The following is a 23,458-nucleotide window of genomic DNA, read 5'->3' as shown; positions in this document are numbered from 1 at the left end:
GAACGACGGGAAGCCCAGTTGATGCATTCTGCTATTGCCAAGAGTGAAGCGAATCCATATCCGGCACTGGGGTTACGGCTCGATCCTCGCTTTGTCGGTGTGTTGATCGAGTATGTCAGGGCGAAGGGGGGGATTTCCTTTGCCGAGTTCATGGACCGCTCTCTCTATGGGCTCGATGGTGAAGGGGGATATTACAATTCGGGAGTCGTCTCGATCGGCAATGCGAGGGACGACGATTTTGTCACGGCACCGGAGCGAAGCCGTTACTTTGGCCGTACGCTTGCGAAAGCGCTGGTCGATATGCATACGGCGATGGGCCGTCCCCGGCGCTTCGATGTGGTCGAGATGGGGGCGGGTAATGGGACGCTGGCTCGCGATATCATCGAAACCTTGCAGGTCGAGCATATCGAGCTTCATGACGCACTTCGCTATACGATTGTCGAGCGCAGCCGGGCCTTGATTGTGCGTCAACAGGGCATCCTGGCGGAGCGGCCACGGGTTCGCTGGCTCCACGCAGGCGCAGACAGTTTGCCGTTGCGGAGGGTCCGAGGCGTGTTTCTCTCCAACGAACTCCCTGATGCCTTTCCGGTGCACCGTGCCGTGATTCGGCGTGGGGAGCTCAAGGAAATTTACGTCACCCTCGATTCGCATGGGAACTTCAGCGAAGAGGAGCGATCGCCGAGTGCGGCTCTCGCCGCCGTGCTCATGGACCTGAACAAGGTGTTCCCGATCGCTGCACAGCCAGAGGGCGAGCGGTTGACGGTCAATGTCAGGGCCATGCATTGGATGCGCGAGCTAGGAATGGCTCTCGATGAGGGCTATGTGCTGACTTTCGACTACGGAGAGCCGGGCGCCATCAGGAAAGCCCCCTACACCGTCTTTGACTGGGAGCAGTATCCTTTGAACATAGGCTACCAATATCCCGGTGCGGTCGACATGACTTCGCATGTTGACCCAATCATCCTTGCCAAGATCGGATCTGGTGAAGGGCTGGAACCCATAGCTACCGCTAAAGCTCCTCAGGGGGTATATGCCCAGCCTGCATTTCTGGAAGCGTATGGATTGAGGGAAAGCCTGCGTAGAGAGAAAGATTCCATTAGGCGGAATAGGGGCTTGAGACTGTTAGGAAAAGATTATTCCAATTTCTTTGCCTTGGTTCAGAGAAAAACTCGCCAGCTTTCAGGCCCTGACAAAAGAGCCAGCCGGAAAGACCCTCTTTCTAGGATGCCACCAGTTCGGCATAAAGAAAGTGCTCACGTCTATCGCCTTGGCGATATCCCGGCGTTGAACGACATATCGCGGCGAGGAAAATTTCCGGCTGGCTACTACGTTCATTTCATGCAGCTTCCCAACATGGATATCAATTTGTCTTCGTTCCGCCGGGGCAAAGTAATCTGTAGTGGGTGCATCGGAAGGGATGGTCGCATCCTCTGGCCCGATGGCCTTAGGGTGCGTGCTGCTCATGACACATATATCGTAATTACTTGTCTCTCAGCGCCCGAGATGAAGAATCACTTGGATCGTGGCGAGTCGGTCACCTGCTGTGGACCCTGTGTTCAGGGTTGCCTGCTTGGTGAGACTAAGCAATAGCAGAGAGGCCGCTGTTCGCAGGAGGCACGGTTGGCACTTCGCCACCATGGGATAGGGTGGCGCTACTAGGGTTTTTATCGAATTTCTGCACTTTCTCAGAGTTATTTTCTGTGCGCCTGATTTTTTCTGAATTCAGTGGTATGGATTAAAGAAAATTATTTATTTTATGGCGTGTGAAAAGCTTAATTAAACTGTAGCTTTTATGTGCTTGAGAGGGGTTTTTAACAATTCATTGCGGGGCGTTATTGTATTTCTCGACATGCTTTATATGTTTTTATTGAGTTTCGTGATAAGTGGTTTTAAGTCGTTTTTTTCTCCTTTCTTGCATTGCACTAGCTGTTCGTTTGTCTATGATTTGGTGGAGCGGTAACCCATTCGATCCAGTTCTTCTTCCTCGGCGCGCTGATACGAGTTGGGGAGTAGGTAGCCGCTACTCAGATTTTCCATCCTAAAAAGGAGACATGGCATGGCGATCTTCAAGATCAAGGAAAAGAAAAAGGCTGCTGATGGTGTTTCAGGTGCTGGCGGCGGCGGTGGCATCGATGTACAGCAGCTAAAAGACGTCTTCGATCAAGCCGCCAAGAAATCGATGGAGGTCAGTAAGGTCAAGACCGAGGGAAACACCGAGGTCGATACGGCCAGGGCGGCACGTCCCAATAACTGACATTGCCACGACGGACGCTGGCGGGCACCAGCGTCCGTCCAGGCTTTCGCAATCCAGGCTGCGTATCTTGGCTGCTGTCATGTTCGAGATGGGGGCTCGGGCTTGATGGTATTTCATGACAGGTGGCGTCCATGGCTTCCGTGACTTCGTTCTTGATGCCGACGACCGAGGTGTTCTCCACGCTGGAAGTGAGGAGCGGCCTTCATGCGGGAGTGTCCGTGCCGCTCGAGCAGCCGGTCTGCCGTATCGGCTCCGCGACCCGCTGCGACGTAATACTGAGCGATGCCGACGTTGTCGGTGAGCATGTCATTCTGCGCTTTCACGCGCGCATGGTGGCCATCGAGGCGGTCGGTGGCGCTGTCGAGGCCAACGGTAAACCGCTGGCGCAAGGTACCGGTTGGCGTACGCCTATACCGGTCACCCTTGCCATTGGCGAAGTGAAGCTCACGCTTACCCGCCCTGAGCTGTTGCTTCCGCCAGCTCTGCAGAGCGCCCTGCGAGGGGTGGGCACGCTTCAACGTCGTGTGCAGGCAAGCGTGCCCGTAGTAAGGGCAGCCCTGAATCGTCGGCTTGCTCCTTTGCAAGCCGCCCTGCAGCGCTTCGCTCTACCCATCGCATTGACTCTTCTAGGCAGACTGGTGTGGTTGTGGTCACGCACTGGGCAAGCCCTGGCACCGGTGAGTCAGCGCCTCGGTGCCTGGTTCGCACCGTTGGGAAGCTTCGTCTCCCATCAATGGCGTCGGGCGCCGATCCCGGCGCACTGGCGCCAACGCCTGGCTCAGGCGCGCCAGGGTCCGGCGCATGTTTTGGCCAGGCGCAGCGCCGCGGTGACGGCACTCTGCACGACCCTGGCGATCGTTGGTATCTATCAGCTCGTTGGCGTCGGCACGGCAGGGGCCAACATCTCTGCCAGCGCGCTCCATTCCACGGGCATGCTGCATCCACAGGCAGCCGAGGCGGCCCGCTCGCTGATGGTCGTCGATACGCCACCCGGCGAGGCATTGGTCCAGCGGCTCGCCGAGGTCGGGTTGGAGGGGCTGCAGGTCCGAGATGCCGGTAATCATCTGGTCGTCGACGGTGAGTTCCCCCCCGAACGCTATGACGAGTGGCGCGACGTGCAGCTCTGGTTCGATCAGCACTATGGCGGTAGCCAGTTGCTGATCAGCGAAGCCCGTCCGCAGCTGTCGACCGATTCGCCAGCCCTGCAGTTTCAGGCGGTGTGGTTCGGTGAGAATCCTTATGTCGTTGGCCCCCGGGGGGAACGCCTCTACCCCGGTGCCGCCCTGCAGGAGGGCTGGGTGCTGGCCGAGATCGCCGACAACCGCGTCACGGTACGCCGTGGCAGTGATGAATTCTCCCTGACGCTGTAGCGAAACGCTGCCGGCATCTTGCCATGGAGGCGACGCCATGAGAGTTACCGCCGATCGTGTTCATGACGATCATCGTCTTCGCACCAGCGCAGGGACGGTGCCCCATGTCGGCGAAGCCGGCGGCAGCAAGCCCGTCGATCCGGAGCGACAAGCCGATTTCGCCAGAGCGGTGGAGGGCAGCCAGGCGCGTCGCCAGGAGGGCGGCACGCTGCGTGAGCAAATCGAGCGCATGGCGCAGCCCGCTGCCGGCGATCCTTCGCTTTATGCCGATGAACGCAGCATCGGGCTGCTGCAGCACGTGGTCGATGCGGTGTTGCCCGAGATGGACACGCAGACCGAGGTCGTCGAGATGGCAGCGCAACTGCTCAACGAGGAGATCGCGCAGCGCCTGGAGTGGGCGGAACGCCGTGCCGAGGCCGAGGAGTTCGAGCGATGAGGGATGGTGACCAGGGAGCGGCGGAGCTGATGCACATGATGGGGCATCTTTATCTCAAGAGCGGCGAAACGAAGCGTGGTCTGGTGCTATTGCTGATCGCGGCGCATATCGCCCCCGATCATGCCGGCATCCTGCACACGCTGACCCGGGCCTTCATCGCGGTAGGCGACACGCCGAGGGCGCTCGAGGCGATCGAGCGCCTCGAGCGTCTACAGGGAGCCTCGTCCGGGCTGATATTGCTGCAGAGCCGGGTGCTGTGGGCGGCTGGGCAGAAGGATGAGGCCCGACGTCTTTTCCGCGTTTACCTGCAGCAGCGGAGGGAGGCATGAGCGTGGCCCTGTCGAAGCTCAACCTCGTTGCCCAGCGGGCCGCTCAGCGCAGCGACGTGGTTATCGCGCTGTTCATCGTGCTGGCAGTGGTCATGATGATCATCCCGCTGCCGACGGCGCTGGTGGATGCGCTGATCGGCATCAACATCGGCTTCAGCCTGCTGATCCTCGTCGTGGCGTTCTACATCTCGCACCCGGTCGAGTACTCCTCACTGCCGCCGATCATCCTGCTGGCCACGTTGTTCCGCCTGGCGCTGTCGATCACCACCACGCGCCTGATCCTGCTCGAGGGCGATGCCGGGCAGATCGTGTCGGCGTTCGGTAATTTCGTCATTGCCGGCGAAGTGGTGATTGGCCTGGTGGTGTTTCTGATCATCACCGTGGCTCAGTTCCTAGTAATCACCAAAGGGGCCGAGCGGGTCGCGGAAGTGGCTGCCCGCTTCATTCTTGATGCGATGCCGGGCAAGCAGATGAGCATCGACAACGACCTGCGCAACGGAGATATCGAGCAGGGAGAGGCGCGCAACCGGCGTCAGCGCCTGGAGCAGGAGAGCCAGCTCTACGGGGCGATGGACGGTGCGATGAAGTTCGTCAAGGGCGATGCCATCGCCGGACTGGTGATCCTTTGCGTCAACCTGATCGGCGGCCTGTCGATCGGCATGGTCAAGCGGGGCATGTCGTTCGGCGAGGCGGTGAATACCTATTCGCTGCTGACGGTCGGCGACGGACTCGTGGCCCAGATCCCGGCGCTGCTGATCGCCGTCGGCGCCGGTACCGTGGTGACGCGGGTCAGCTCGAACTCCGGCCACAGCGGTGACCTGGGCAGCGAGATCGTCGGCCAGCTCGGCAGGAGTTCCCGGGCGCTGGGGCTGACCGCCGTCATCCTGCTCTTCGCTGCCTTCATCCCGGGGTTCGCTCCCGGCGTTTTCCTCACCTTGGCGGCCGGGCTGGGCTTCGCGGCCTACGTGATACGTCGCCGGGAGCGCAGGCTCTTGGCGCAGGTTGATACCGGAGGGGAGCTGTCGTCCCCCGCGCCCATGCCGGCAAGCGCCGCCCCCGCCAGGGAGGCGGCAACGCCGGCTGACCAGGAGCCCGCGCCGGACGCCGGCACGGCGCCGGAGCCAGGTGAATCGCATCGTGTGGTGCTGTGCCTGGCGACCTCGCTGGCTGAGGCTCTCTCTCTCGATGCCCTGCGCTGGGAACTCGACGATGCGCGTCGCCGTGCCGGGGCGAGCCTGGGGATCGAGATGCCGAGCGTCGGCCTGCGCGCCGATGCGTCGCTGGAAACCGCCCATTTCGCCATCGAACTCGATGAAGTCCCGATCATGCAGGGAGAGCTTCCCCCCGGGCGAGTGCTGCTCGACGACGATCCTGTGCATCTGGAGCTGCTGGAGGTCGAGGCCGTCGAGCATCCATCGCCGTTGGGTCGGCACTCGGGGCGCTGGGTGGCTGTGCAGGAGGTCGAGCGCCTGGATGAGGCCGGGATCGGCTATCGCCGGGACGACCAGGTGCTGTGCCTGTGCCTGGAACGCACCCTGGCTCGTTATGCCGGGGAGTTCGTCGGTATTCAGGAGACCCGGACGCTGTTGTCGCGCATGGAGCAGGACTATGCGGAGCTGGTGGGTGAGGCGGTGCGCGTGGTTTCGCTGCAGAAGATTTCGGACATACTGCGCCGCCTGGTGAACGAGGGTATTCCGCTGCGCGCGCTGCGCACCATCCTCGAGGCGGTGGTGACCTGGGGACCCCAGGAAGCGAACGTGCCGCGGCTGACTGAGCGGATTCGGGCCGCCCTGTCGCGCCAGATCTGTCATCGCTTCGCTCGGGCCGATCGGGTATTGCCGGCCTGGGTGGTGACTCGTCAGCTCGAAGAGGCTATTCGCTCGACGCAGCGCAGTGCCGATGGCCCCGCCAGGAGTGGCAGCGTACCGGCATCGCTGTCGCGCGCCTTGAACCGCTGGTTTCAGCAGCGCCTGGAGGCGCTGGACAACGATGTATCGCCGGTAGTGGTGGTTTCCGCCGACGTGCGTCCGGTGCTGCAGCAGTGGGTAAAACGACACGAGCTGGACCTGCCGGTGATTGCCTGGTCCGAGGTGGCGCCGGAATTCAGCCTCCAGTCGCTGGCCCAGGTCAGGTTGCCGCAATTGCACTCGCGGGGCGATGGCGAAGCCGCCGACGCGCCCAAGGGTGAAGCGGAATGAGCAATTCGAACGACAACCCTCCCGTCAAGGAGCAGTGACTGCGATGGCAGCCAGACCCTCGATTTTTCCTCTCTCCCTCGGCTCGGTACTCTTTCGCTGCCTGGCAACGCTGCTGTCCTGGCTCGTGCTGGTGGCTTCCGCGCAGGCCCAGAATGCCGATAGTGGCGGGGAACAGGGGCTTACGCTGGAAACCGGGCAGGGACGCATCCTGCGCTTCGGTGAACCGGCCGAGTCGGTGTTCGTGGCCGACCCCGATATCGCCGACGTACAGGTCGTTTCTCCCGGTGTGCTCTACCTCTTTGGCAAGGCACAGGGCGACACCAACCTGATCGTATTGGGAGCGGACGAGCGTACCCAAGCGTCGATGCGCCTGCAGGTGCGTGACGGCGCCCAGGCGGTCAACCAGGCCCTGCAAGGAGCGGGAGGCGGGGCGCCGATCGTGCTGCGCATGGCCGGCAACCAGCTGGTGGCGGAGGGTGAAAGCGCGGATGTCGACAGCGCCATCGCCATCCAGTCGACGCTCGAGAGCCACACGCCGGAACAGGGGCGAGCGCTGGATGCCACCACTTACCAGGGCAGCACCCAGATCAACTTGCGCGTGCGCTTCGCTGAAGTGTCGCGCGAGGAATTGCTGCAGTACGGCGTCAGTTGGAGCGCGTTGATCAACAACGGTTCCCTGTCGCTGGGTGTGCTGCCCGGCTCCCAGGCAGGCATGTCCTTCGGCACCCTGGGAGCCGGTAGTGACAGCATCGATGGGTTGCTGCAGGCACTGCAGGAGAACGGCCTACTGCAGATCCTGGCCGAGCCCAACATCACCGCGGTGACCGGGGAAACCGCCAGCTTCCTGGCCGGTGGCGAGATCCCGATCCCGGTGCCGGTCAATCGCGACCTGGTCGGCATCGAGTACAAGCAGTTCGGCGTCTCGCTGCTGTTCACGCCGGTACTGCTGCCCAATGACCGCATCTCGCTGCAGGTGCGCCCCGAGGTGAGCAGTCTGACCGGCAGCAGCGTGGAGATCGGCGGCATCAGCGTGCCGGGGCTGCAGGTCCGGCGCGCCGATACCCTGGTGGAGGTGGGCAGCGGACAGACCTTTGCCATCGCCGGCCTGTTCCAGCGCGACACCTTCAACAATATCGAGCGTGTCCCGGTGCTGGGCGATGTCCCGATTCTCGGCAATCTGTTCCGTTCGCGGCGCTTCCAGCGCAACGAAACCGAGCTGGTGATCCTGATCACCCCCTACATCGTCGAACCCGTCTCGTCGCCGTCGTCGGTGCGACAGCCAATGGACCATGCTCGGGTCGTCGGGGACGAGGGGATGCTCGACACGAGCAGCGCCTACCGGGTCGCGAGTGACGACCCCTTCGGCTTTCACCTGCAATGAACAAGGAGAACGAGGGTATGCGCTATCACACGGGCTGGCGATCCTGTCGACTTCTCCCCCTGGCGCTGCTGCTGAGTGGCTGCGTCTCGTCGATGGGGCCGAGCTCCTGGGAAACCGGCTATCGACAGGTGGACGAGCCCGCGGGGAACGATGCCGAGGCGCTGCGACGTGCCATTGCGCCCAACAGCTGTCGGGTGTCACCCGGGCAGGCCGGCATCGTCCCTCTGCCGCCCGGCTGTGCCAACGACCTCAACCTGCAGGCCATGGTCGAGCGCCCCGGCGATCTGCTCCACGGCCGCGAGATGGGGCCCGCACGGGGCGCCCCGGTAGCGGCGGCTGCCCGTGAGCGCCTGGAAGATCGTGAGCGTGCCAACAGCCGTCGCATTCAGCTCGAGTCGGAAGCGCGCGGTTCTGCCAGTCGCAGCGCCACCACGGGGGATTTGTGAACGTGCACCTGCAGCCACTGCTTCCCCGAGACACCTGGCCCCAGGTGCTTTATCGCGCCATGGCCAGGCCCATGGCACGGGCCCGGGTGGCGGGGTCGGCGATCTCGCCGATGCGCGAAGCCTGCTCGATCAGTGATTGGCGCTGGCTGGGAGACATTTCCGGAAGGGTGACGCTGTGGGCCTGTTCCAGCTCCTGGGCCAGCACCAATATCAGGACCATATTGCGGAAGTGGCGTTCCTCGGCCAGCGGTGAGTCGCTGACACGACGCATCAGCTCGATGGCCTCGTCGTCCTCTCCGGTCAGCGAATGTGCCAGCGCCAGGTTGGTAAGGGCATCGGGGCTATGCGGCGAGAGTGCCGCCGCCTGGGAGAAGGCGTGCTGCGCTGGTTCGCCTTGGCCCATCAGGGCGTGGGCGGCGCCCAGGCGGCTCCAGGCAGCCAGAGTGTCTATTTCCGGCGCCGCCTTCTGCAGGTTGCGTACCGCACTCTCGACCTCGCCGAGGCGCAGTTGGGCCGTGCCCAGCCCCAGCAGGGCATCGGTGTTTTCGATATCGAGGGTAAGGGCGGTACGGAAGGAGGCCTTGGCGGCCTCCGCGTTGCCGGCGTTGAGCCGGGCATTGCCGAGCCGCACATGGATCTGCGGATCGTCGGCGGACAGCTCCGCCGCCCTTTCATACATGGCGGCGGCCGTGGCGTGGTCGCCGCGCTGGCCGATGTCGTCCGCCAGGCTGAGCAGGCGGGCTTCCTCCCCGGCCTGGCCGCTGCCGATGGTCGAGCAGGCACCGAGTGTCAGACAGGAGAGCAGGAGAGCGGCCATTCGTATGTCGTTTCGCATCACCAATGAAACCTCCTCGTATGTGGATGCACGCCCCAAGTTTGCTTGTCGTGAAATACGCCTTTTAAGGAGCTTTCCGTTGCGGGTATTCCAAGGGAGCCTGTCTCCTTGTAAGGCAAATACGTTTCGATACTACTGCACCTTTATTCTTCTTGGTATAGGAAAAAACCTTTCGATATCGATGCGAAATGGTTATGCAATATTCGCTCTTCTTGGCGTGGGCCTGGCCGCTACAGCAGGAAATTGTGTTGCGGAAGAGCAGGTGAATAGTTGGCCGGTGGATGAGTGGAAAGAGCGCGAGTATCGCTACGTCATCATCGATCAGGATGTGCGTGACGTACTCCGGGAGATGGGCCACAACCTGTCCCTTCCCGTGGAGATTTCGCATGAAGTAAGGGGGCGGGTGCGAGGCGATATACGCGCCGGTACCGCCGAAGAGTTCCTCGAAAGAATCAGCGCAGCCAACGGCCTGGCCTGGTTCTTCGATGGCAGTGTACTGCATGTCGCCACGCGGGGAGAGATGTCGCAGCGCCGCTTCGAACTCGATGGAATCGACTCGCAGCAGTTGATGGAAAACATCGAAGCATCCCGTATCGGTACGCCGCTGCGGGTGCGGCTGGTGGATGGCGGTTCGACGCTCCAGGCCTGGGGGCCGCCAGCGTGGATAGACAATGTGGCAAGGCAAGTCGAGCGCCTGCGTCAACCGACCCCGCGCGGTCCATCAGCTGTCAGGGTGTTTCGCGGCGGAACGACCGAGACAGCCGTCAGCGAATGATGGCGAAACGAAGAAAGTAGACGAAACGAAGAGAAGAAAAGGAGGAAGCGAACATGGCGACTGAAGCCGTGGGTGCACCCGGTGGCAACGACCTCACCAGCACGGATCAGCAGGCTTTTGATGCCGCCGTCGAGAACGCCCAGGCCCAGGCCATCGTCGGTCAGGCAGTGGGTTCCTTGGCGATGATGCACTTGATGGATTATGCCGGCGACATGCTCAAGGACGAAGGCTGACGTCGACACGAATACGGCAGGGATTGTCTGCCGTCCAGGCACACGTTATGAGGTAATTCGTGATGATGTCCACGATGACGACAGGCACAACGCCCGCCCCAATGGCGGAGGGCATGGTGAATTCCGGAACGCTTGCCGAGCAGAATCTGTTCGAGCACATGGCACGCGCTTCCGGCTCGACTCTGCAAGCCGTGACCCCGGCCGAGCTGGGCGAGAACATTCTCAATCGGCTGGAAGGTACCCTCGAGCGGATGCAGGTGTTCTCCGGGCAGGGCGGCGAGGGGAGTGACGCTTCCAAGCCCGTGGCAGGCAGCGAGGGTGCCGAGGGAGACAATGCCGAGGCGCTGGGCGACGCCCAGTTCGAGCGCATGATCGAAGCGTTCGGCTCGATGTTCGACCATGCGGTCGAGTCTCGGCTGATGGCATCCTGCGCTGCCCAGACATCGGGCGCCTGCTCGACGCTGCTACGGGGATGACCGGCTTGCCACTCGCCCAACGATGCAGGGGGTTGCTCCGAGCGCTGTCGATTCTCGCCCTGGCGCTGCTGCTGCAGGCGTGTGATACCGAGCTGTATACCGACCTCAGCGAGCGCGAGGCCAACGTCATGGCGGCGGCGCTGGCCAGGCACGGTATTCCTGCCAAGCGGATCGCTGCAGATGGCGACCGCATGACAGTCACCGTCGATGAGGATCGCTTTGCCGAAGCGGTGGAGATACTGGATCGCCTGGGGTTGCCCCAGGAGCGCTTTTCCAATCTTGGCGAGGTCTTCCAGGGTAACAGCCTGGTCTCGTCGCCGGTGCAGGAGCGCGCACAGATGCTCTATGCACTCAGCGAAGAACTGTCGCATACGGTGTCGCAGATCGACGGCGTTCTCACGGCCCGGGTGCACGTCGTCCTTCCCGAGAACGACCTGGTGCGCCAGGACAGCACACCCTCGTCGGCTTCGGTGTTCATTCGCCACGCACCCGAACTCGAGGTGGGACCGCTGATCCCGCGGATCAAGACCCTGGTGGCCAACGGCATTGCCGGGCTCTCCTACGACAACGTATCGGTGGTGCCGGTGGCGGCGGTCAGGCTGGAGCCTCGGGTGCAAATACTGCCACCGCAGACGAGTGCCTTTCTCGGCATCGCCATGCCGGCGAGCAGCGTCGGTCGTGTCAGTTGGCTGTTCGGTATCGTCGCCGTCGCTCTGCTGGGGCTGGTCGGGGCGGTGGGGTGGATGACCTGGCAGCGGCGTCGGCGCGCGCCCTACGACCTGGAGCCGCCGACATGAGCGGAACGCATACCGTCGCCGAACGGGAACCGTCGGCCTCGGCATGGCGATCCTTCGTCGAGTCGCCGGCGCGCTGCATGGCGCGCCCCTGGCTGCAGGATTGCCTGGGGGGGATTGCCGACGACGCCATTCTGGAGGCGCTGATGCGTCATCCTCGCTTTCAGCGCCGTCTGGCGCAGCGGTTGATTGACCGGCATGGCCTGACGCCGCCCGAAGCGCTGCCCGTACCCACCGAAGAGGACGCCCGGTTGCTGGCGCTGCCGGCGCGGGCCGGTGCCACGCTGGCCCATTATTGTGGCGTGATCTGGCATGCCACCGCTTTCGTGCGCGAGATTCGTGCACCGCGCGTGGTGGCACTCAAGCAGCGCTTCGGCGATGCCGCCTTCGCTGCCGCACTGGCCAACCGCGAGCTGGCGGTGGCGACAGCGGCCGCTGACGACATCGAAACGCTGGCACGGGAGGTCAGGCGCGGTGGGGAGGCCTGCGTCTCGGCCTGGCTGTCGCTGCAGCCGCCCGAGCTCGCCGCCTGGCTGAGGCTGGGGCTGGCCGCCGGCTTGCCGGAGGAGGAGGCGCTGGAGGCAGCCTCCCCCGAGGTTCGCCGGCAGGGGCCGCGCATCGTGCGCTGTGCCGCCGCCATCGTCGATGCAGAAATCAAGGAATCAGAGCATGCACGAACTGCCGACGCGTCCGGGTAAGGTCATCCTGCGTAGCGACGAGGCCCAGGCCTGGATCGATGGTTACGCTTTTCTCGAGCGCGCCCAGGCGCATGCCAGGGAGATGGAGTCGAGAACGCGACATACCGCCGCCAGCGCCTACGCCGACGGCTTCGAAGAGGGGCGGCGGGAAGGCGAGGCCCAGGCGGCCGAACTGCTGGCACAGACCACCCAGCGGGTCGAGCGCTACCTGGCGGGGCTCGGCCAGTCGCTGGCCGAGCTCTCCCTGCGCATGGTGCGTCGCGTACTCGGCGAGTTCGACGACGCCGAACTGGTGAGCCGCTGCGCGCGCCAGGCCCTGCGCGAATTGCGCCATGACATGCGAGTCAGCGTGCGCGTCGCGCCGGAGCGGGTGGCGGCCGTGGAGGCGCTGTTGGCTCAGGGGCCGCCATTGCCCGAAGGCCCCGCCTATCGAGTCGAAGGCGATGCGCAGCTGGGCTCGGGCCAGTGCCTGCTGGTCAGCCCGGTGGCAATCGTCGACGTCGGGCTCGATGCCCAGTTGACCGCCCTGCGCCGCGCGCTGGCGAGTGGCCAGGAGCCGCGTCGATGACGCCCCCCGAGATCGACCTCGAATCGCTGCTGCCGCGGTTGGGCGCGCGGCTGGAAGATGCCGAACTGCGCCCGGTGCACGGGCGGGTGCGGCGCATTCGCGGTCTGCTGGTGCATGCCAGCGTCGACGGCACCGGCATCGGTGAGCTGTGCTATCTGCGGGATCCTCTCAGCGGGCGCCATGTCGCCGCCGAGGTCATCGGCTTCGAGGAGGAGCACGCCATCCTCTCTCCGATCGGCGACCTGCAAGGTATGTCCACCCGGGCCGAGGTCATCGCCACCGGAGGGCCACAAGGCGTGCCGGTGGGAGAGGCGCTGCTGGGGCGGGTGATCAGTCCGCTGGGCACCTTCATCGATGCTGCACCGGGTCGCGACACCGATACCCTGCGCCTCTGCCCCGTACATGCCGAGCCCCCCAGTCCTCTGGCGCGGCAGCTGATCCAGCATCCGCTGGCGCTGGGCATTCGTGCCATCGATGGCCTGCTGACCGTGGCGCGTGGCCAGCGCGTCGGCATCTTCGGCGAGCCCGGGGTGGGCAAGTCGTCGCTGCTCTCCGCCATCGTGCGCGGCAGCGAGGCGGAGGTCATCGTGCTGGGATTGGTCGGCGAACGCGGGCGCGAAGTACGCGAGCTGCTGGACGTGCAGCTCGATGCAAAGGCCCGGCAGCGCACGGTCTGCGTGGTGGCCACGTCCGATCGCCCGGCCATCGAGCGGGCGCGGGCCGCCATGGTCGCTACCACCGTGGCGGAGTACTTCCGCGACCAGGGGCGCGACGTCCTGCTGCTGGTCGACAGCATCACCCGCTTTGCCCGCGCCCAGCGCGAGATCGGCCTGGCCGCCGGCGAACCGCCAACCCGGCGCGGCTATCCGCCTTCGCTCTTCGCCGCTCTGCCGCGCCTGCTGGAACGGGCGGGACCGGGGGCCAGCGGGAGCATTACGGCGCTCTATACCGTGCTCACTGAGGGCGACGGCAGCCTCGATCCGGTCGCCGAGGAGACGCGGGCCATTCTCGATGGCCACATCGTGCTCAGCGCCGACCTGGCCAAGCGCGACCACTTTCCAGCCATCGACGTCCTCGCCAGCCGCAGCCGCCTGATGGATACCGTCATCTCGGACGAGCAGCGATGCAACGCCGGCCGGATTCGCGACCTGCTGGCACGTCATCGCGACGTCGAGCTGCTGCTGCAGGTCGGTGAGTACCGCGAGGGCAGCGACCCTCTTACCGACGAGGCGGTGGCCAGGCATGCCGCCATCGAAGCCTTCCTGCGCCAGAGCGAGAAGGAGTACAGCGACTTCAAGGAGACCCAGAAACGCATGAATGAACTGCTGCTATGACCGACCGCTTCCGACTCGAGCAACTCATGGCGCTGCGTGAGCGGCGCGAGCGACTGGCCGAGGCCGCCCTGATGGCGCAGCAGCGGCGCTGTCGGGACGAGGCGCGCCGCATCGACGAGCTCGACCTTACCCTGGCGCGTGAGCAGGACGATTTCGATCGGCTCGAACAGGCCTGGTTCGAGGCGGCGGAGGGCTCCCCCCTGTCTCCGGCGGAACTGGAGCAGGCGCGCCAGGCCATCGACGACCATCAGCGGCGCCAGGCCGAACTGACCGACGCGCGGTCGGTGGCCGAGCGGGAGCGATGCCGGCTGCTCGAGGAGTGTGCCCGGCAGGCCGAGGTCTGGAAGCAGCGCTCCCATGCCCGGGAGGCACTGGGGAAGCTGTTCGAGCGTCGCCGCGGAACCGACCGCATCGTGCAGGAAGGCCGCCTCGAGGCGGACCTCGAAGACACCCTGCCGCGCGGAGGGCCGGAATGACGAAGCTAGACCTGATGCCGGTGACGGAGTGGCAGGGTCCGGTGGCGAGGACAGGGGACACGATGAATACCGCATGCCTGCCCCGGTTGTCGCCGGAGCAGATGACCATGCTCAACGCACTGCACCGCCCCCGCCCCGCGCCCGTTCTCTCCTTGGGCGAGCGGGCGCTGCGGTTGAGCATCGTCCCGGAGGCCGAACCGCCTCCCTTGCCCGTGGCGCTGGGACTATCGATAGGCGGCGCCCCCGCGCTGCTGCAGCTCTGCCACGACAGCCTGGCGCTCTTGACGGATCGCCTGGCGCTGCGTGCTGGGCTGGAGACGTGCGAGCCCGACCTCATGGCGCTGTGGCTAGAGTATGCCCTGCTGGAGTGGATCGAGCCCCTGGAAGCGCGACTGGGCGTTGCTCTGCGCCTGGATGAGGCGGCCCCTTCGGCCGAGGAGGCCTCGGCCATACGCATCTCGCTGCGCCTGGAGGCCGACGGGCGCGCCGGTCAACTGATGCTGTCGCTGGGCGCCGCCGCCATGCGGGCTGTCACGCCGCTGCTGGACGCGCTTCCTCCCGTCGAACCCAGGCCCTGCTCGGCGCTGCCTCTTCCCGTGCAGTGGGTCGCGGGCCATCAACGGCTGCGGCTGGACGAGCTGCGCAGCTTGATGCCCGGCGACGTGGTGCTGCTCGAACGGCCTGCCGAGGCACTGGCGATCGCCGGGCGCCCGATGGCCGTGGTGGTGGAGCAGAAAGATGGCCTGAAGTTGCTTACGACACCAACCGCCGGGCATGGCGACGACCTCGATGTGCCCCAGCCGGCGCGGGCCGGCAACGATCCTCTCGGTAACTATCCCCTCAATAACGACAGGAGCCGTGACGACATGGCAGAAAATCCTCGCAACCCGAAACCGTCGCCCACGGATGCGGCGGCCCTGGATGGCCTGCCGATGCGTCTGGTGTGCGAACTCGGCCGCCTGGAGCTTTCGCTCGGTGAACTGCGCGAGCTGGGGCCGGGGAGCGTGCTGCCGCTGTCTCGGCCGGCGGAGGGCGCCGTGGACCTGATGGTCAATGGGCGGCTCATGGGGCGGGGGCGGCTGGTGGAGATTGGCGATAGCCTGGGTGTGCAGATAGTGAGGCTCACGGGCGATGAGTGAGTTCGAGCCCAACCTGGTCGGCATGATCATCGTCATGGCCGGCCTGGGGCTGCTGCCCCTGGCGGTGGTGACCATGACCTCGTTTCTCAAGATTGCCGTGGTGTTGTTCCTGATTCGCAACGCCCTGGGCATCCAGCAGACGCCGCCTAACCTGGTGCTCTACGGCATCGCCCTGGTGCTGACGGTCTACATCACCACGCCACTGGTTGGCGAGATTGCCTACCGGCTCGAGAACCACGGTGGGTCGCTGGAGAGCGTCGAGGACATACGTGAGACCGGTATGCTGCTGCGCGGGCCGCTACAGGAGTACCTGTCGCTATACGCCAACGAGCGTGAGCGCGTCTTCTTCATCGATGCCACTCAGAACATATGGTCGGAGCAGGCGCGCGAGAATCTGCAGGATGACGACTTGGTGGTACTGATTCCGGCCTTCGTTACCTCCGAACTCGTGCGTGCCTTCGAGATCGGCTTTCTGATCTACATCCCGTTCCTGGTCATCGATCTGGTGGTGGCCAACGTGCTGATGGCGATGGGCATGGTGATGGTCGCGCCGCCGCTGATCTCGGTGCCGCTGAAGATCTTTCTTTTCGTTGCCGTGGACGGCTGGTCGCGCCTGATGCACGGCCTGATCCTCAGCTACGGAGGCTAGCCACCGTGTCCGGCGAGATCTTCCTCACGCTGATGAACAATGCCCTGTGGACCGTGCTGTTGCTCTCCGCACCCGCGCTGCTGGCGGCGATCGTGATCGGCTTCGGCATCGGCCTGCTTCAGGCGCTAACGCAGATTCAGGATCAGTCCCTGCCCCAGGCGGTCAAGGTCATCGTGATCATGCTGGTGCTGATCGTAGGAGGGCCGCTGCTGGTGGGGCAGCTCGTCAACCTGACCGACCAGGTGCTGGACAACTTCGCCGCCTGGTCGCGCTGAGGTCCCATGACATTCGACGAGTTCTTTCCCCTCCTTGTCGAGCTGGTCTATCCCATGCTCGTGGCCGCTTCCATCGGCATGACCCGAGCATTGGGGGTGATCCTGATCACGCCGGCCTTCAACCGGCTCGGCCTGACCGGGATGATTCGCTCCGCCGTGGCCGTGACCATTGCCTTGCCGGCGATACCGTTCATCTTTTCCGCGCTGCCGGCGCTGGGGCCATTGTCGGCCTTCGGTCTCGCCGCCCTGCTGATCAAGGAACTGATGATCGGCGCCGTCATCGGTGTGGTATTCGGCATTCCGTTCTGGGCGGCGGAGGTGGCGGGGGAAGTGGTCGACCTGCAGCGTGCCTCGACCATGGGGCAGTTGCTCGATCCGATGGGCAGCACCGAGTCGGGCGTCACCAGCACGCTGCTGGTGGTGACTCTGGTGGCGCTGTTCTTCGTCTCGGGTGGCTTCATGATCATGCTCGAGGGGTTCTACGCAAGCTATGCGCTGTGGCCAGTCGAGCGCTTCGCGCCGGTGCTGGAGTCACGCGCCGCCTTGGCGATGCTGGGTATGCTGGACCAGGTAATGCGGGTGGGCGTGATGATGGTCGCTCCTCTGGTGATCGCCCTGCTGGTCGCCGACCTGATGCTCGCCTACCTGGCACGCATGGCGCCCAGCCTGAACGTATTTTCGCTGTCGCTGGCAATCAAGAACCTGCTCTTCACCTTCCTGATGCTGCTCTACATCGTGTTCCTGATACCGTTGCTGGTAGAGGAACTCGGCACGCTGGGTGATGGCTATCGACGCCTCGAGACGCTGCTGGGTGGCACCTTCTGGCTGCCTGGGGAACAGGAGCGCGCATGAGCGAAAAACCCAGCGAAGAGAGATCGCTGCCGCCCTCCGAAAAGAAGCTGCGCGACGCGCGCAAGAAGGGGCAGGTAAGCAAGAGTTCGGACATGGTTACCGCCATGGTGATGCTGGGTTGCACGCTCTATCTCGTCATGGCCGCCGGCGGCATCGAACAGCGAGTGCGCCACCTCATCAGCACCACTACGCGCCTCTATCACGAGCCTTTCGACACTCTGTGGCCACGCATGCTGGCGCTGGGAGCGGAAATCGTGGTGCGCTCGGTACTGCCGATCATCGTCATCTCCGTCGTGGCCGCCGTGCTTACCAACATCCTGATCATGCGCGGCCCGGTATTCTCGGTGGACCCGGTCAAGCCGAAGTTCGAGCGCATCAACCCCGCCGAGGGCTTCAAGCGAATCTTCTCGGCCCGCGGCGTGATCGAATTCGTCAAGTCATTGATCAAGATGGCCGCGCTGGGTACGGCGTTCGTGATCGTCTTTCGGCTGGGGTTGCAAACCCTGATGGACTCGCCGCGCTGTGGCTTCGATTGCCTGGATGGCATCTTCATGGCGCTGCTCGAGCCGCTGATCATTACCGCCCTGGTCGCGTTTCTCGCGGTCGGGACGATCGACGTGCTGATGCAGCGTTGGTTGTTCCGGCGCGACCAACGCATGACCCGAACCGAGCACAAGCGCGAACGCAAGGACATGGAGGGAGACCCCGAGATTCGACGTGCCCGTCAACGCGAGCGGCGAGACATGTACGCCCACACCGCGCGAACCGGCCTGGAGCACGCCTCGCTCATGCTGGGTGCCGCCGGCGACTGGCTGGTGGGACTGCGCTACGTCAAGGGCGAGACACCCGTGCCGGTGGTGGTATGCAAGGCTTCCCCCGAGCAGTCCGCCGCGCTGTTCGAGGCGGCTGCCGCCCAGGGGATTGCCGTGGCGAATCGGCCAGGGCTGGCGGCCCGAATCGCCAAGCAGGCCGGTAACGGAGGGCCGGTTCCTCAGGATACGTTCCAGGCGGTCGCCGACGAGTTGGTGGCGGCCGGGTTGATCTAGAAGAAAATGTCGATTCCGAGGAAGGTCGTACGACTCATGAGTGACAGCCAATGAGCTAGTCTTGTGAACGACCAGGAGAAACTGCCATGCAATACATGCTGATGTGCTGTATCGACGAGGCGCTGTGGGAGGGACTGCCCGATGCCGAACGTGATGCGGTGATGAACGACTACAACGCCCTGATCCAGGAAATGGTTACCAGCGGGCACTATCGTGGCGGTGCCCGCCTGCAGTCGGTCGCGGCCGCCACCACCCTGCGCGAGCAGAACGGCAAGGTGGTGACGCTGGACGGGCCCTTCGCCGAGAGTCGCGAACAACTGGGCGGCTTTCACGTGGTGGAGTGCCGCGACCTGGACGAGGCCTTGGGGCTGGCCCAGCGCATCCCGCCGCTGCGGGTCGGCGGCTCGGTCGAGGTGCGACCGGTGGACCCCGCCTATCGATTGTGAGGGATTTGCGTGACCCTGGACGACATCTATCGTCGCGAGTATGGCCGCGTGCTGGCCAGCCTGATTCGTCGATTCGGCCATTTCGAGCTGGCCGAGGACGCCGTGCAGGCGGCTTTCGAGGCGGCGATGGTGCAGTGGCCGGTCCAGGGCTGGCCGCCGAACCCAGCCTCGTGGCTGATCGCCACCGCCCGCCACAAGGTGGTCGATCAGTTGCGCCATCAGCAGATGCGCGAGCGCAAGGGCGACGAGCTGCGCCAGCACCTGGAACTGGTGCTGGAACGCGACCTCGAGGCCGAGCCGCTCGACAGCCTGCGGCTGATTTTCGCCTGCTGCCATCCGGCCCTGGCACGACCCGCCCAGGTGGCACTGACACTGCATACCCTGGGCGGGTTGCGTACCGAGGAGATCGCCCGCGCCTTCATGGTGCCAGTGCCGACCCTGGCCCAACGGCTGGTACGGGCCAAGGCCAAGATACGCGACGCCGGCATTCCCTTCGAGGTGCCCGACGACGACATCCTGGGCGAACGTCTGGAAGCGGTGCTGGCGGTGATCTACCTGATCTTCAACGAAGGTTATGCCGCCAGCTTCGGCGACGACTGGGTGCGCACCGATCTATGCCGCGAGGCGATTCGCCTGGGGCGCATGCTGGTGCGGTTGCTGCCGGCCGAGCGCGAGGCGCGCGGCCTGCTGGCGCTGATGCTGCTGCACGACGCGCGGCGCGATGCCCGCACCGACGACAACGGCGACATCGTGCTGCTGGAGGACCAGGATCGCTCACGTTGGGACCGGGACGGCATTGAGGAGGGACTCGCCCATGTCCAGGAGGCGTTGCGCGGTGCCTCGTTCGGCCCCTACGCGGTACAGGCCGCCATCGCGTCGTTGCATGCCAGGGCAACGGCCCCGGAGGAAACCGACTGGCGGCGCATCGCCGCTCTTTACAGCCTGCTCTATGCCCTTCAGCCGACGCCCGTGGTGGCGCTCAATCGCGCGGTAGCCATTGCCATGGCCGACGGGCTGGAGGCCGGTCTCGAGCTGCTCGAGGCGATCCACTTACCCCATTACCACCTGCTCCCGGCAACCCGCGCCGACCTGCTGCGCCGGCTGGGCCGTCATGACGAGGCCGCAGCGCATTACCGTGAGGCGCTCGCCTTGGTGACGCACGATACCGAGCGACGCTTTCTCGAGCGCCGTCTGGGCGAGGTGCTGGGGAGCTAAGCCTTCGACGGTTCGCTATACCAACCAGGCCGAGGCGAGCCCCGCCGTCGCCGAGGCCAGCATCGGCCAAGCGATGTAGCGGGACAGGCGAGCGTTGCCGGCCGTAGCGGTTAGCACCACCTTGAACAGGTTGTTCACCGAGGCGGCCAGCACGATGCCCAGCATGGCGGTGTGGGCCTCGATGGAAGTCAGCGCCAGACGGCTCAGCGACAGGGTAATGGCGTGCACATCGGCGATACCCGAGACGGCGGACAGCAGAAAGATACCGGCGCTGCCGAGCCAGGCCTGCAACCACTCGCCGAGCAGCATGACCGTGGCCAGCAGGGCGCCGAGCATAAGGGCCAGGCGCAGCTCCAGCGGGTTCTGGGTCATGGGGCGGTCGGCCTTGAGCGCGCGGCGATGCCGGCGCCACAACCATAGAGCGGGAAGGTAGAGAGTGACGCCCATAACCGCAACCGGTACCGTCAGCTGCGGCAGCAGAGTGGGGCCGACGAGGGCGGCATAGAGCAGTATGCGCGGCAGCATGGTGCCGCAGGCCAGCAGGATACCCGCGGCGAGCATCGGTGACAGCGACGGATCGCGCTGCGCCTGGCGGGCATATTGCAAAGTCAGCGCGGTGGACGAACTCAACCCGGCGAACAGGCCGGTGAAGAGGATGCCCTTTTCGGTGCCGCCGAGCCGCACGGCGAAGTAGCCGACGAAGGAGATCGAGGCGATCAGCACCACCAGCCACCAGATCTCGTAAGGGTTGAGCACGCCCCCGGGACCCATGTCCTCGTTGGGCAGCAGGGGCAGCACGACCACGCTGATCAGGAGCAGCTTGAGGCCAGCGTCGAGTTCGTTGGCTTGCAGCTTGTGCAGCAGGCCGTGAATCTCGCGCTTATTGTCGAGAATCAGCGCCGTGACCACGGCACAGGCCGTGGCCAGGGCCAGGTCCACGGCAACCGCCAGGGCGCCGAAACAGAAGGTGAGCAGCAACCCGACCAGGCCGGTGATGCTGTAGTCCCGGCTCTGTTCCATGCGTTCGCGATAGGCGACCAGGGCGATGATCGCCATGGCCAGGAAAATCAGCGGGAAGGCCCAGCGCGTCAGGCTTTCCGCCAGCAGTGCCGCGATGCCGCCAAGCAGCCCCACCAGGGCGTGGGTGCGTACTCCGGCCACGCGCTCGCCCCACTCGCGTTCACGCGCGACCCAGCCGCGTTCGATGCCGATCAGGGCGCCCAGTAACAGCGCTACGCCGAGTTCGATGAAATCCTTATGAGTAAAAAGAAACTCACGAGTAGCTTCTTCCATTACATCCCTGTCCCTGGAGGTTCTGCCCTTCAGGGTGGTCTGTAACGAAGCCTTGATCAATCCGGTGCCAGCGACGGTGGGCAGTTGCCTTCCGACGAGGGGTGTCGAATACTGTATGGAAATACAGTTATCGTGAGGTGCTTCCATGACGCTCGCTCCACCCCCCGCGCTGCCTGTCGTCGGCCGGGCCTCGGCGCCCACCGGCGCTCATGGCCTGCCCCTGCTGGGATGTCGGGTTCGGGCCGGTTTTCCCAGTCCCGCCGACGATCATCTCGATGTCGACCTCAATCTGCACGATTACGTGGTGCGGCGCCCTGCGTCCACCTACTTCGTGCGTGCCGAGGGCGACTCGATGCTGGGCGACGGTATCCATGACGGCGACCTGCTGGTGGTGGACCGCGGCCTGGAACCTCGCTCCGGTCGCGTGGTGGTAATCGCCGTGGATGGCGAGCCCACCGTCAAGCGATTGGCACGCCGGGGCGGGCGTACCGTACTGCTGGCCAGCAATCCACGCTTCGCCCCGATCCCGCTGGAAGGGCGCGAGTGCCATGTCTGGGGCGTGGTGACCTACGTGATCCATGCGCTGCCGGGAGCGTCGTCATGATCGCCATGGTCGACGGAGACAGTTTCTACGTCAGCTGCGAGCGGGCCTTCAACCCGCGGCTGGAAGGCCTGCCGGTGGGCGTGCTGTCGAACAACGATGGCTGTGTGGTGGCACGTTCCCGCGAGCTCAAGGCGCTGGGTGTGGCGATGGGAGCGCCGCTGCATCTGCTGCCGCCCGCCATTCGCCGCCAGTCGGTACTGCTGTCGAGCAACTATGCCCTTTATGGTGATGTCTCGCGACGGGTGAATCGTGTATTGGCCGATTTCTCCCCCGATGTGGAACCCTACTCCATCGACGAGAGTTTCGTCGGTTTCGCCGGCTTCGCCCCCGATGCGCTGGAAGCCCACTGTCATCGGCTGCGCGATACGGTGCGACAGTGGACCGGAATTCCGGTTGGGGTGGGGGTGGCACCGACCCGAGTGCTGGCCAAGGTGGCCAATCGTCTGACCAAGCGGATCCCGGCCTACGAGGGGGTCTGCCGTCTCGATGCCGATGGCGACGTGACCCGCCATGTCCTGGAACAGCTGCCGGTTACCCAACTGTGGGGGGTGGCGCGGCGCACCGGTGAACGGCTCGCCCTGATGGGCATCGAGACGGCCTGGCAGCTGCGCCAGGCCGACCCCAAGCAGATTCGTGACGCCTTCTCGGTGGTGCTGGAGCGAATCGTCTGGGAACTGCGCGGCCATTCGGCCATCGAGCTGGAGGATGTGAACGCGCCGCGTCAGCGCATCCTGGTATCGCGCTCCTTCGGCCGGCTGAGTGGTGAGCTCGACGACCTGCAGGCGGCCGTTCGCCAGCATGCGACGCGCGCCGCCGAGAAGCTGCGCCGCCAGGGGAGCCTGGCGCGGGCGGTGCTGGTCTTCCTGCGCACCGATCCCCATCGGCTTAGCGATCCGCAGTACGCCAACAGCCAGGTCGTGGCGCTTGAGGAACCCAGCGATTCCACGCCGGCCTTGCTCGAGGCGGCCCGCCGGGCGCTGGCGGCGATCTTTCTCGAGGGGCATCGCTATCAGAAATGCGGCGTGATACTGCTCGATCTGGTGAACGCCGAGCGGCGCCAGCTTTCGCTGCTGGACGATCCTGCGGACGAATGGCGCCGCGACCGCAGCCGGCGGTTGATGGCTACGCTCGACCGGCTCAACCGCGAGATGGGACGAGACACCGTGCGTTTCGGCCTGCCTCATGCCGACAGTGCCTGGGCGCTGCGCTGCCAGCGGCGCACCGGGCGCTATACCACGCGCTGGGACGAACTGATGCGGGTCCGGACGGGGTAGATGGGGTAAGTGTTAGCTTGAGGGGCAAGAGTTGTGGCAGGTCTCCACCAGCCGTGTTTCAG

General features: G+C 64.7%; 27 protein-coding genes. 25 read left to right on the top strand and 2 right to left on the bottom strand.

The features are described 5' to 3' along the window. Positions 1 to 21 precede the first annotated feature (21 nt). From CYJ07_RS06205 to CYJ07_RS06170, 8 genes are all read left to right on the top strand, one after another. Complete coding sequence (locus CYJ07_RS06205) at positions 22 to 1,590, top strand: SAM-dependent methyltransferase (RefSeq protein ID WP_104202805.1); 1,569 nt, start codon at positions 22 to 24, stop codon at positions 1,588 to 1,590. Between the two features lie 466 nt (positions 1,591 to 2,056). Further along, positions 2,057 to 2,254, top strand: a complete 198-nt coding sequence (locus CYJ07_RS06200; RefSeq protein WP_104202804.1) for a hypothetical protein — start codon at positions 2,057 to 2,059, stop codon at positions 2,252 to 2,254. A gap of 131 nt (positions 2,255 to 2,385) precedes the next feature. Next, positions 2,386 to 3,624 (top strand): SctD/MshK family protein, encoded by a 1,239-nt coding sequence (locus CYJ07_RS06195; protein ID WP_104202803.1) that lies wholly within the window; start codon positions 2,386 to 2,388, stop codon positions 3,622 to 3,624. 37 nt (positions 3,625 to 3,661) lie between these two features. Beyond that, positions 3,662 to 4,060: a hypothetical protein gene (locus CYJ07_RS06190; RefSeq protein ID WP_104202802.1), complete on the top strand. Its 399-nt coding sequence runs from the start codon at positions 3,662 to 3,664 to the stop codon at positions 4,058 to 4,060. After that, positions 4,057 to 4,389: a tetratricopeptide repeat protein gene (locus tag CYJ07_RS06185; protein WP_104202801.1), complete on the top strand. Its 333-nt coding sequence runs from the start codon at positions 4,057 to 4,059 to the stop codon at positions 4,387 to 4,389. Before CYJ07_RS06190 ends, CYJ07_RS06185 begins: the two co-directional genes overlap by 4 nt. Continuing rightward, complete coding sequence (sctV, locus tag CYJ07_RS06180; RefSeq protein WP_104202800.1) at positions 4,386 to 6,587, top strand: type III secretion system export apparatus subunit SctV; 2,202 nt, start codon at positions 4,386 to 4,388, stop codon at positions 6,585 to 6,587. Before CYJ07_RS06185 ends, sctV begins: the two co-directional genes overlap by 4 nt. Before the next feature lie 43 nt (positions 6,588 to 6,630). After that, on the top strand, positions 6,631 to 7,968 hold the full coding sequence (locus CYJ07_RS06175; protein WP_104202799.1) for a type II and III secretion system protein family protein: 1,338 nt from the start codon (positions 6,631 to 6,633) through the stop codon (positions 7,966 to 7,968). A gap of 17 nt (positions 7,969 to 7,985) precedes the next feature. After that, a complete protein-coding gene (locus tag CYJ07_RS06170; RefSeq protein WP_104202798.1) occupies positions 7,986 to 8,414 on the top strand; it encodes a hypothetical protein in 429 nt (142 codons plus the stop codon). 49 nt (positions 8,415 to 8,463) lie between these two features. Here the strand turns inward: CYJ07_RS06170 and CYJ07_RS06165 are convergent, their stop codons facing one another. Next, entirely contained in the window at positions 8,464 to 9,231 is a 768-nt protein-coding gene (locus CYJ07_RS06165) for a tetratricopeptide repeat protein (protein WP_197038265.1), read from the bottom strand. Positions 9,232 to 9,235: 4 nt separating this feature from the next. Between CYJ07_RS06165 and CYJ07_RS06160 the strand changes: the two genes are divergently transcribed. The 15 genes from CYJ07_RS06160 to CYJ07_RS06090 all read left to right on the top strand — a co-directional run bounded on the left by CYJ07_RS06160 (position 9,236) and on the right by CYJ07_RS06090 (position 20,225). Then, on the top strand, positions 9,236 to 10,024 hold the full coding sequence (locus CYJ07_RS06160; RefSeq protein WP_156085473.1) for a hypothetical protein: 789 nt from the start codon (positions 9,236 to 9,238) through the stop codon (positions 10,022 to 10,024). Between the two features lie 53 nt (positions 10,025 to 10,077). After that, positions 10,078 to 10,257 carry a hypothetical protein gene (locus CYJ07_RS06155; RefSeq protein ID WP_104202795.1) on the top strand — a complete coding sequence of 60 codons (180 nt, stop codon included), beginning with the start codon at positions 10,078 to 10,080 and terminating at the stop codon, positions 10,255 to 10,257. Between the two features lie 74 nt (positions 10,258 to 10,331). Further along, entirely contained in the window at positions 10,332 to 10,733 is a 402-nt protein-coding gene (locus CYJ07_RS06150; protein ID WP_156085472.1) for a hypothetical protein, read from the top strand. Positions 10,734 to 10,765: 32 nt separating this feature from the next. Next, a complete protein-coding gene (gene sctJ / locus CYJ07_RS06145; protein WP_231489552.1) occupies positions 10,766 to 11,530 on the top strand; it encodes a type III secretion system inner membrane ring lipoprotein SctJ in 765 nt (254 codons plus the stop codon). Next, positions 11,527 to 12,225 (top strand): hypothetical protein, encoded by a 699-nt coding sequence (locus CYJ07_RS06140; RefSeq protein WP_104202792.1) that lies wholly within the window; start codon positions 11,527 to 11,529, stop codon positions 12,223 to 12,225. Before sctJ ends, CYJ07_RS06140 begins: the two co-directional genes overlap by 4 nt. Continuing rightward, on the top strand, positions 12,197 to 12,793 hold the full coding sequence (gene sctL / locus CYJ07_RS06135) for a type III secretion system stator protein SctL (protein ID WP_197038264.1): 597 nt from the start codon (positions 12,197 to 12,199) through the stop codon (positions 12,791 to 12,793). Before CYJ07_RS06140 ends, sctL begins: the two co-directional genes overlap by 29 nt. Continuing rightward, complete coding sequence (locus CYJ07_RS06130) at positions 12,790 to 14,127, top strand: FliI/YscN family ATPase (protein WP_104202790.1); 1,338 nt, start codon at positions 12,790 to 12,792, stop codon at positions 14,125 to 14,127. The genes sctL and CYJ07_RS06130 overlap by 4 nt, the downstream gene beginning before the upstream one ends. Continuing rightward, entirely contained in the window at positions 14,124 to 14,603 is a 480-nt protein-coding gene (locus CYJ07_RS20430; protein ID WP_104202789.1) for a hypothetical protein, read from the top strand. The genes CYJ07_RS06130 and CYJ07_RS20430 overlap by 4 nt, the downstream gene beginning before the upstream one ends. Then, complete coding sequence (gene sctQ, locus CYJ07_RS06120) at positions 14,600 to 15,742, top strand: type III secretion system cytoplasmic ring protein SctQ (RefSeq protein ID WP_197038263.1); 1,143 nt, start codon at positions 14,600 to 14,602, stop codon at positions 15,740 to 15,742. Before CYJ07_RS20430 ends, sctQ begins: the two co-directional genes overlap by 4 nt. Further along, entirely contained in the window at positions 15,735 to 16,391 is a 657-nt protein-coding gene (gene sctR, locus CYJ07_RS06115) for a type III secretion system export apparatus subunit SctR (RefSeq protein WP_104202788.1), read from the top strand. Before sctQ ends, sctR begins: the two co-directional genes overlap by 8 nt. Before the next feature lie 5 nt (positions 16,392 to 16,396). Continuing rightward, positions 16,397 to 16,666 (top strand): EscS/YscS/HrcS family type III secretion system export apparatus protein, encoded by a 270-nt coding sequence (locus CYJ07_RS06110; protein ID WP_167111613.1) that lies wholly within the window; start codon positions 16,397 to 16,399, stop codon positions 16,664 to 16,666. A 6-nt stretch (positions 16,667 to 16,672) separates the two neighbouring features. Then, positions 16,673 to 17,518 carry a type III secretion system export apparatus subunit SctT gene (gene sctT, locus CYJ07_RS06105; protein WP_104202787.1) on the top strand — a complete coding sequence of 282 codons (846 nt, stop codon included), beginning with the start codon at positions 16,673 to 16,675 and terminating at the stop codon, positions 17,516 to 17,518. Next, positions 17,515 to 18,564 (top strand): EscU/YscU/HrcU family type III secretion system export apparatus switch protein, encoded by a 1,050-nt coding sequence (locus tag CYJ07_RS06100; protein WP_104202786.1) that lies wholly within the window; start codon positions 17,515 to 17,517, stop codon positions 18,562 to 18,564. Before sctT ends, CYJ07_RS06100 begins: the two co-directional genes overlap by 4 nt. Before the next feature lie 86 nt (positions 18,565 to 18,650). Then, entirely contained in the window at positions 18,651 to 19,010 is a 360-nt protein-coding gene (locus CYJ07_RS06095) for a YciI family protein (protein ID WP_104202785.1), read from the top strand. A gap of 9 nt (positions 19,011 to 19,019) precedes the next feature. Beyond that, positions 19,020 to 20,225: an RNA polymerase sigma factor gene (locus CYJ07_RS06090; protein ID WP_331280921.1), complete on the top strand. Its 1,206-nt coding sequence runs from the start codon at positions 19,020 to 19,022 to the stop codon at positions 20,223 to 20,225. 15 nt (positions 20,226 to 20,240) lie between these two features. On the opposite strand, the gene CYJ07_RS06085 is transcribed toward CYJ07_RS06090, so the two are convergent. Continuing rightward, complete coding sequence (locus CYJ07_RS06085; protein ID WP_104202783.1) at positions 20,241 to 21,518, bottom strand: MgtC/SapB family protein; 1,278 nt, start codon at positions 21,516 to 21,518, stop codon at positions 20,241 to 20,243. Between the two features lie 145 nt (positions 21,519 to 21,663). Here CYJ07_RS06085 and CYJ07_RS06080 point away from each other — a divergent pair, with 145 nt between their 5' ends. Together CYJ07_RS06080 and CYJ07_RS06075 are read left to right on the top strand one after the other, a co-directional pair. Further along, complete coding sequence (locus CYJ07_RS06080) at positions 21,664 to 22,122, top strand: LexA family protein (RefSeq protein ID WP_104202782.1); 459 nt, start codon at positions 21,664 to 21,666, stop codon at positions 22,120 to 22,122. Next, a complete protein-coding gene (locus tag CYJ07_RS06075) occupies positions 22,119 to 23,396 on the top strand; it encodes a Y-family DNA polymerase (RefSeq protein ID WP_104202781.1) in 1,278 nt (425 codons plus the stop codon). The genes CYJ07_RS06080 and CYJ07_RS06075 overlap by 4 nt, the downstream gene beginning before the upstream one ends. Positions 23,397 to 23,458: the final 62 nt, after the last annotated feature.

The sequence above is a fragment of the Billgrantia saliphila genome (assembly GCF_002930105.1).
Taxonomy (GTDB): Bacteria; Pseudomonadota; Gammaproteobacteria; order Pseudomonadales; family Halomonadaceae; genus Halomonas; species Halomonas saliphila.
The sequence above is the reverse complement of the archived record's forward strand: the minus strand, read 5'-3'. Positions and strand labels throughout refer to the sequence as shown.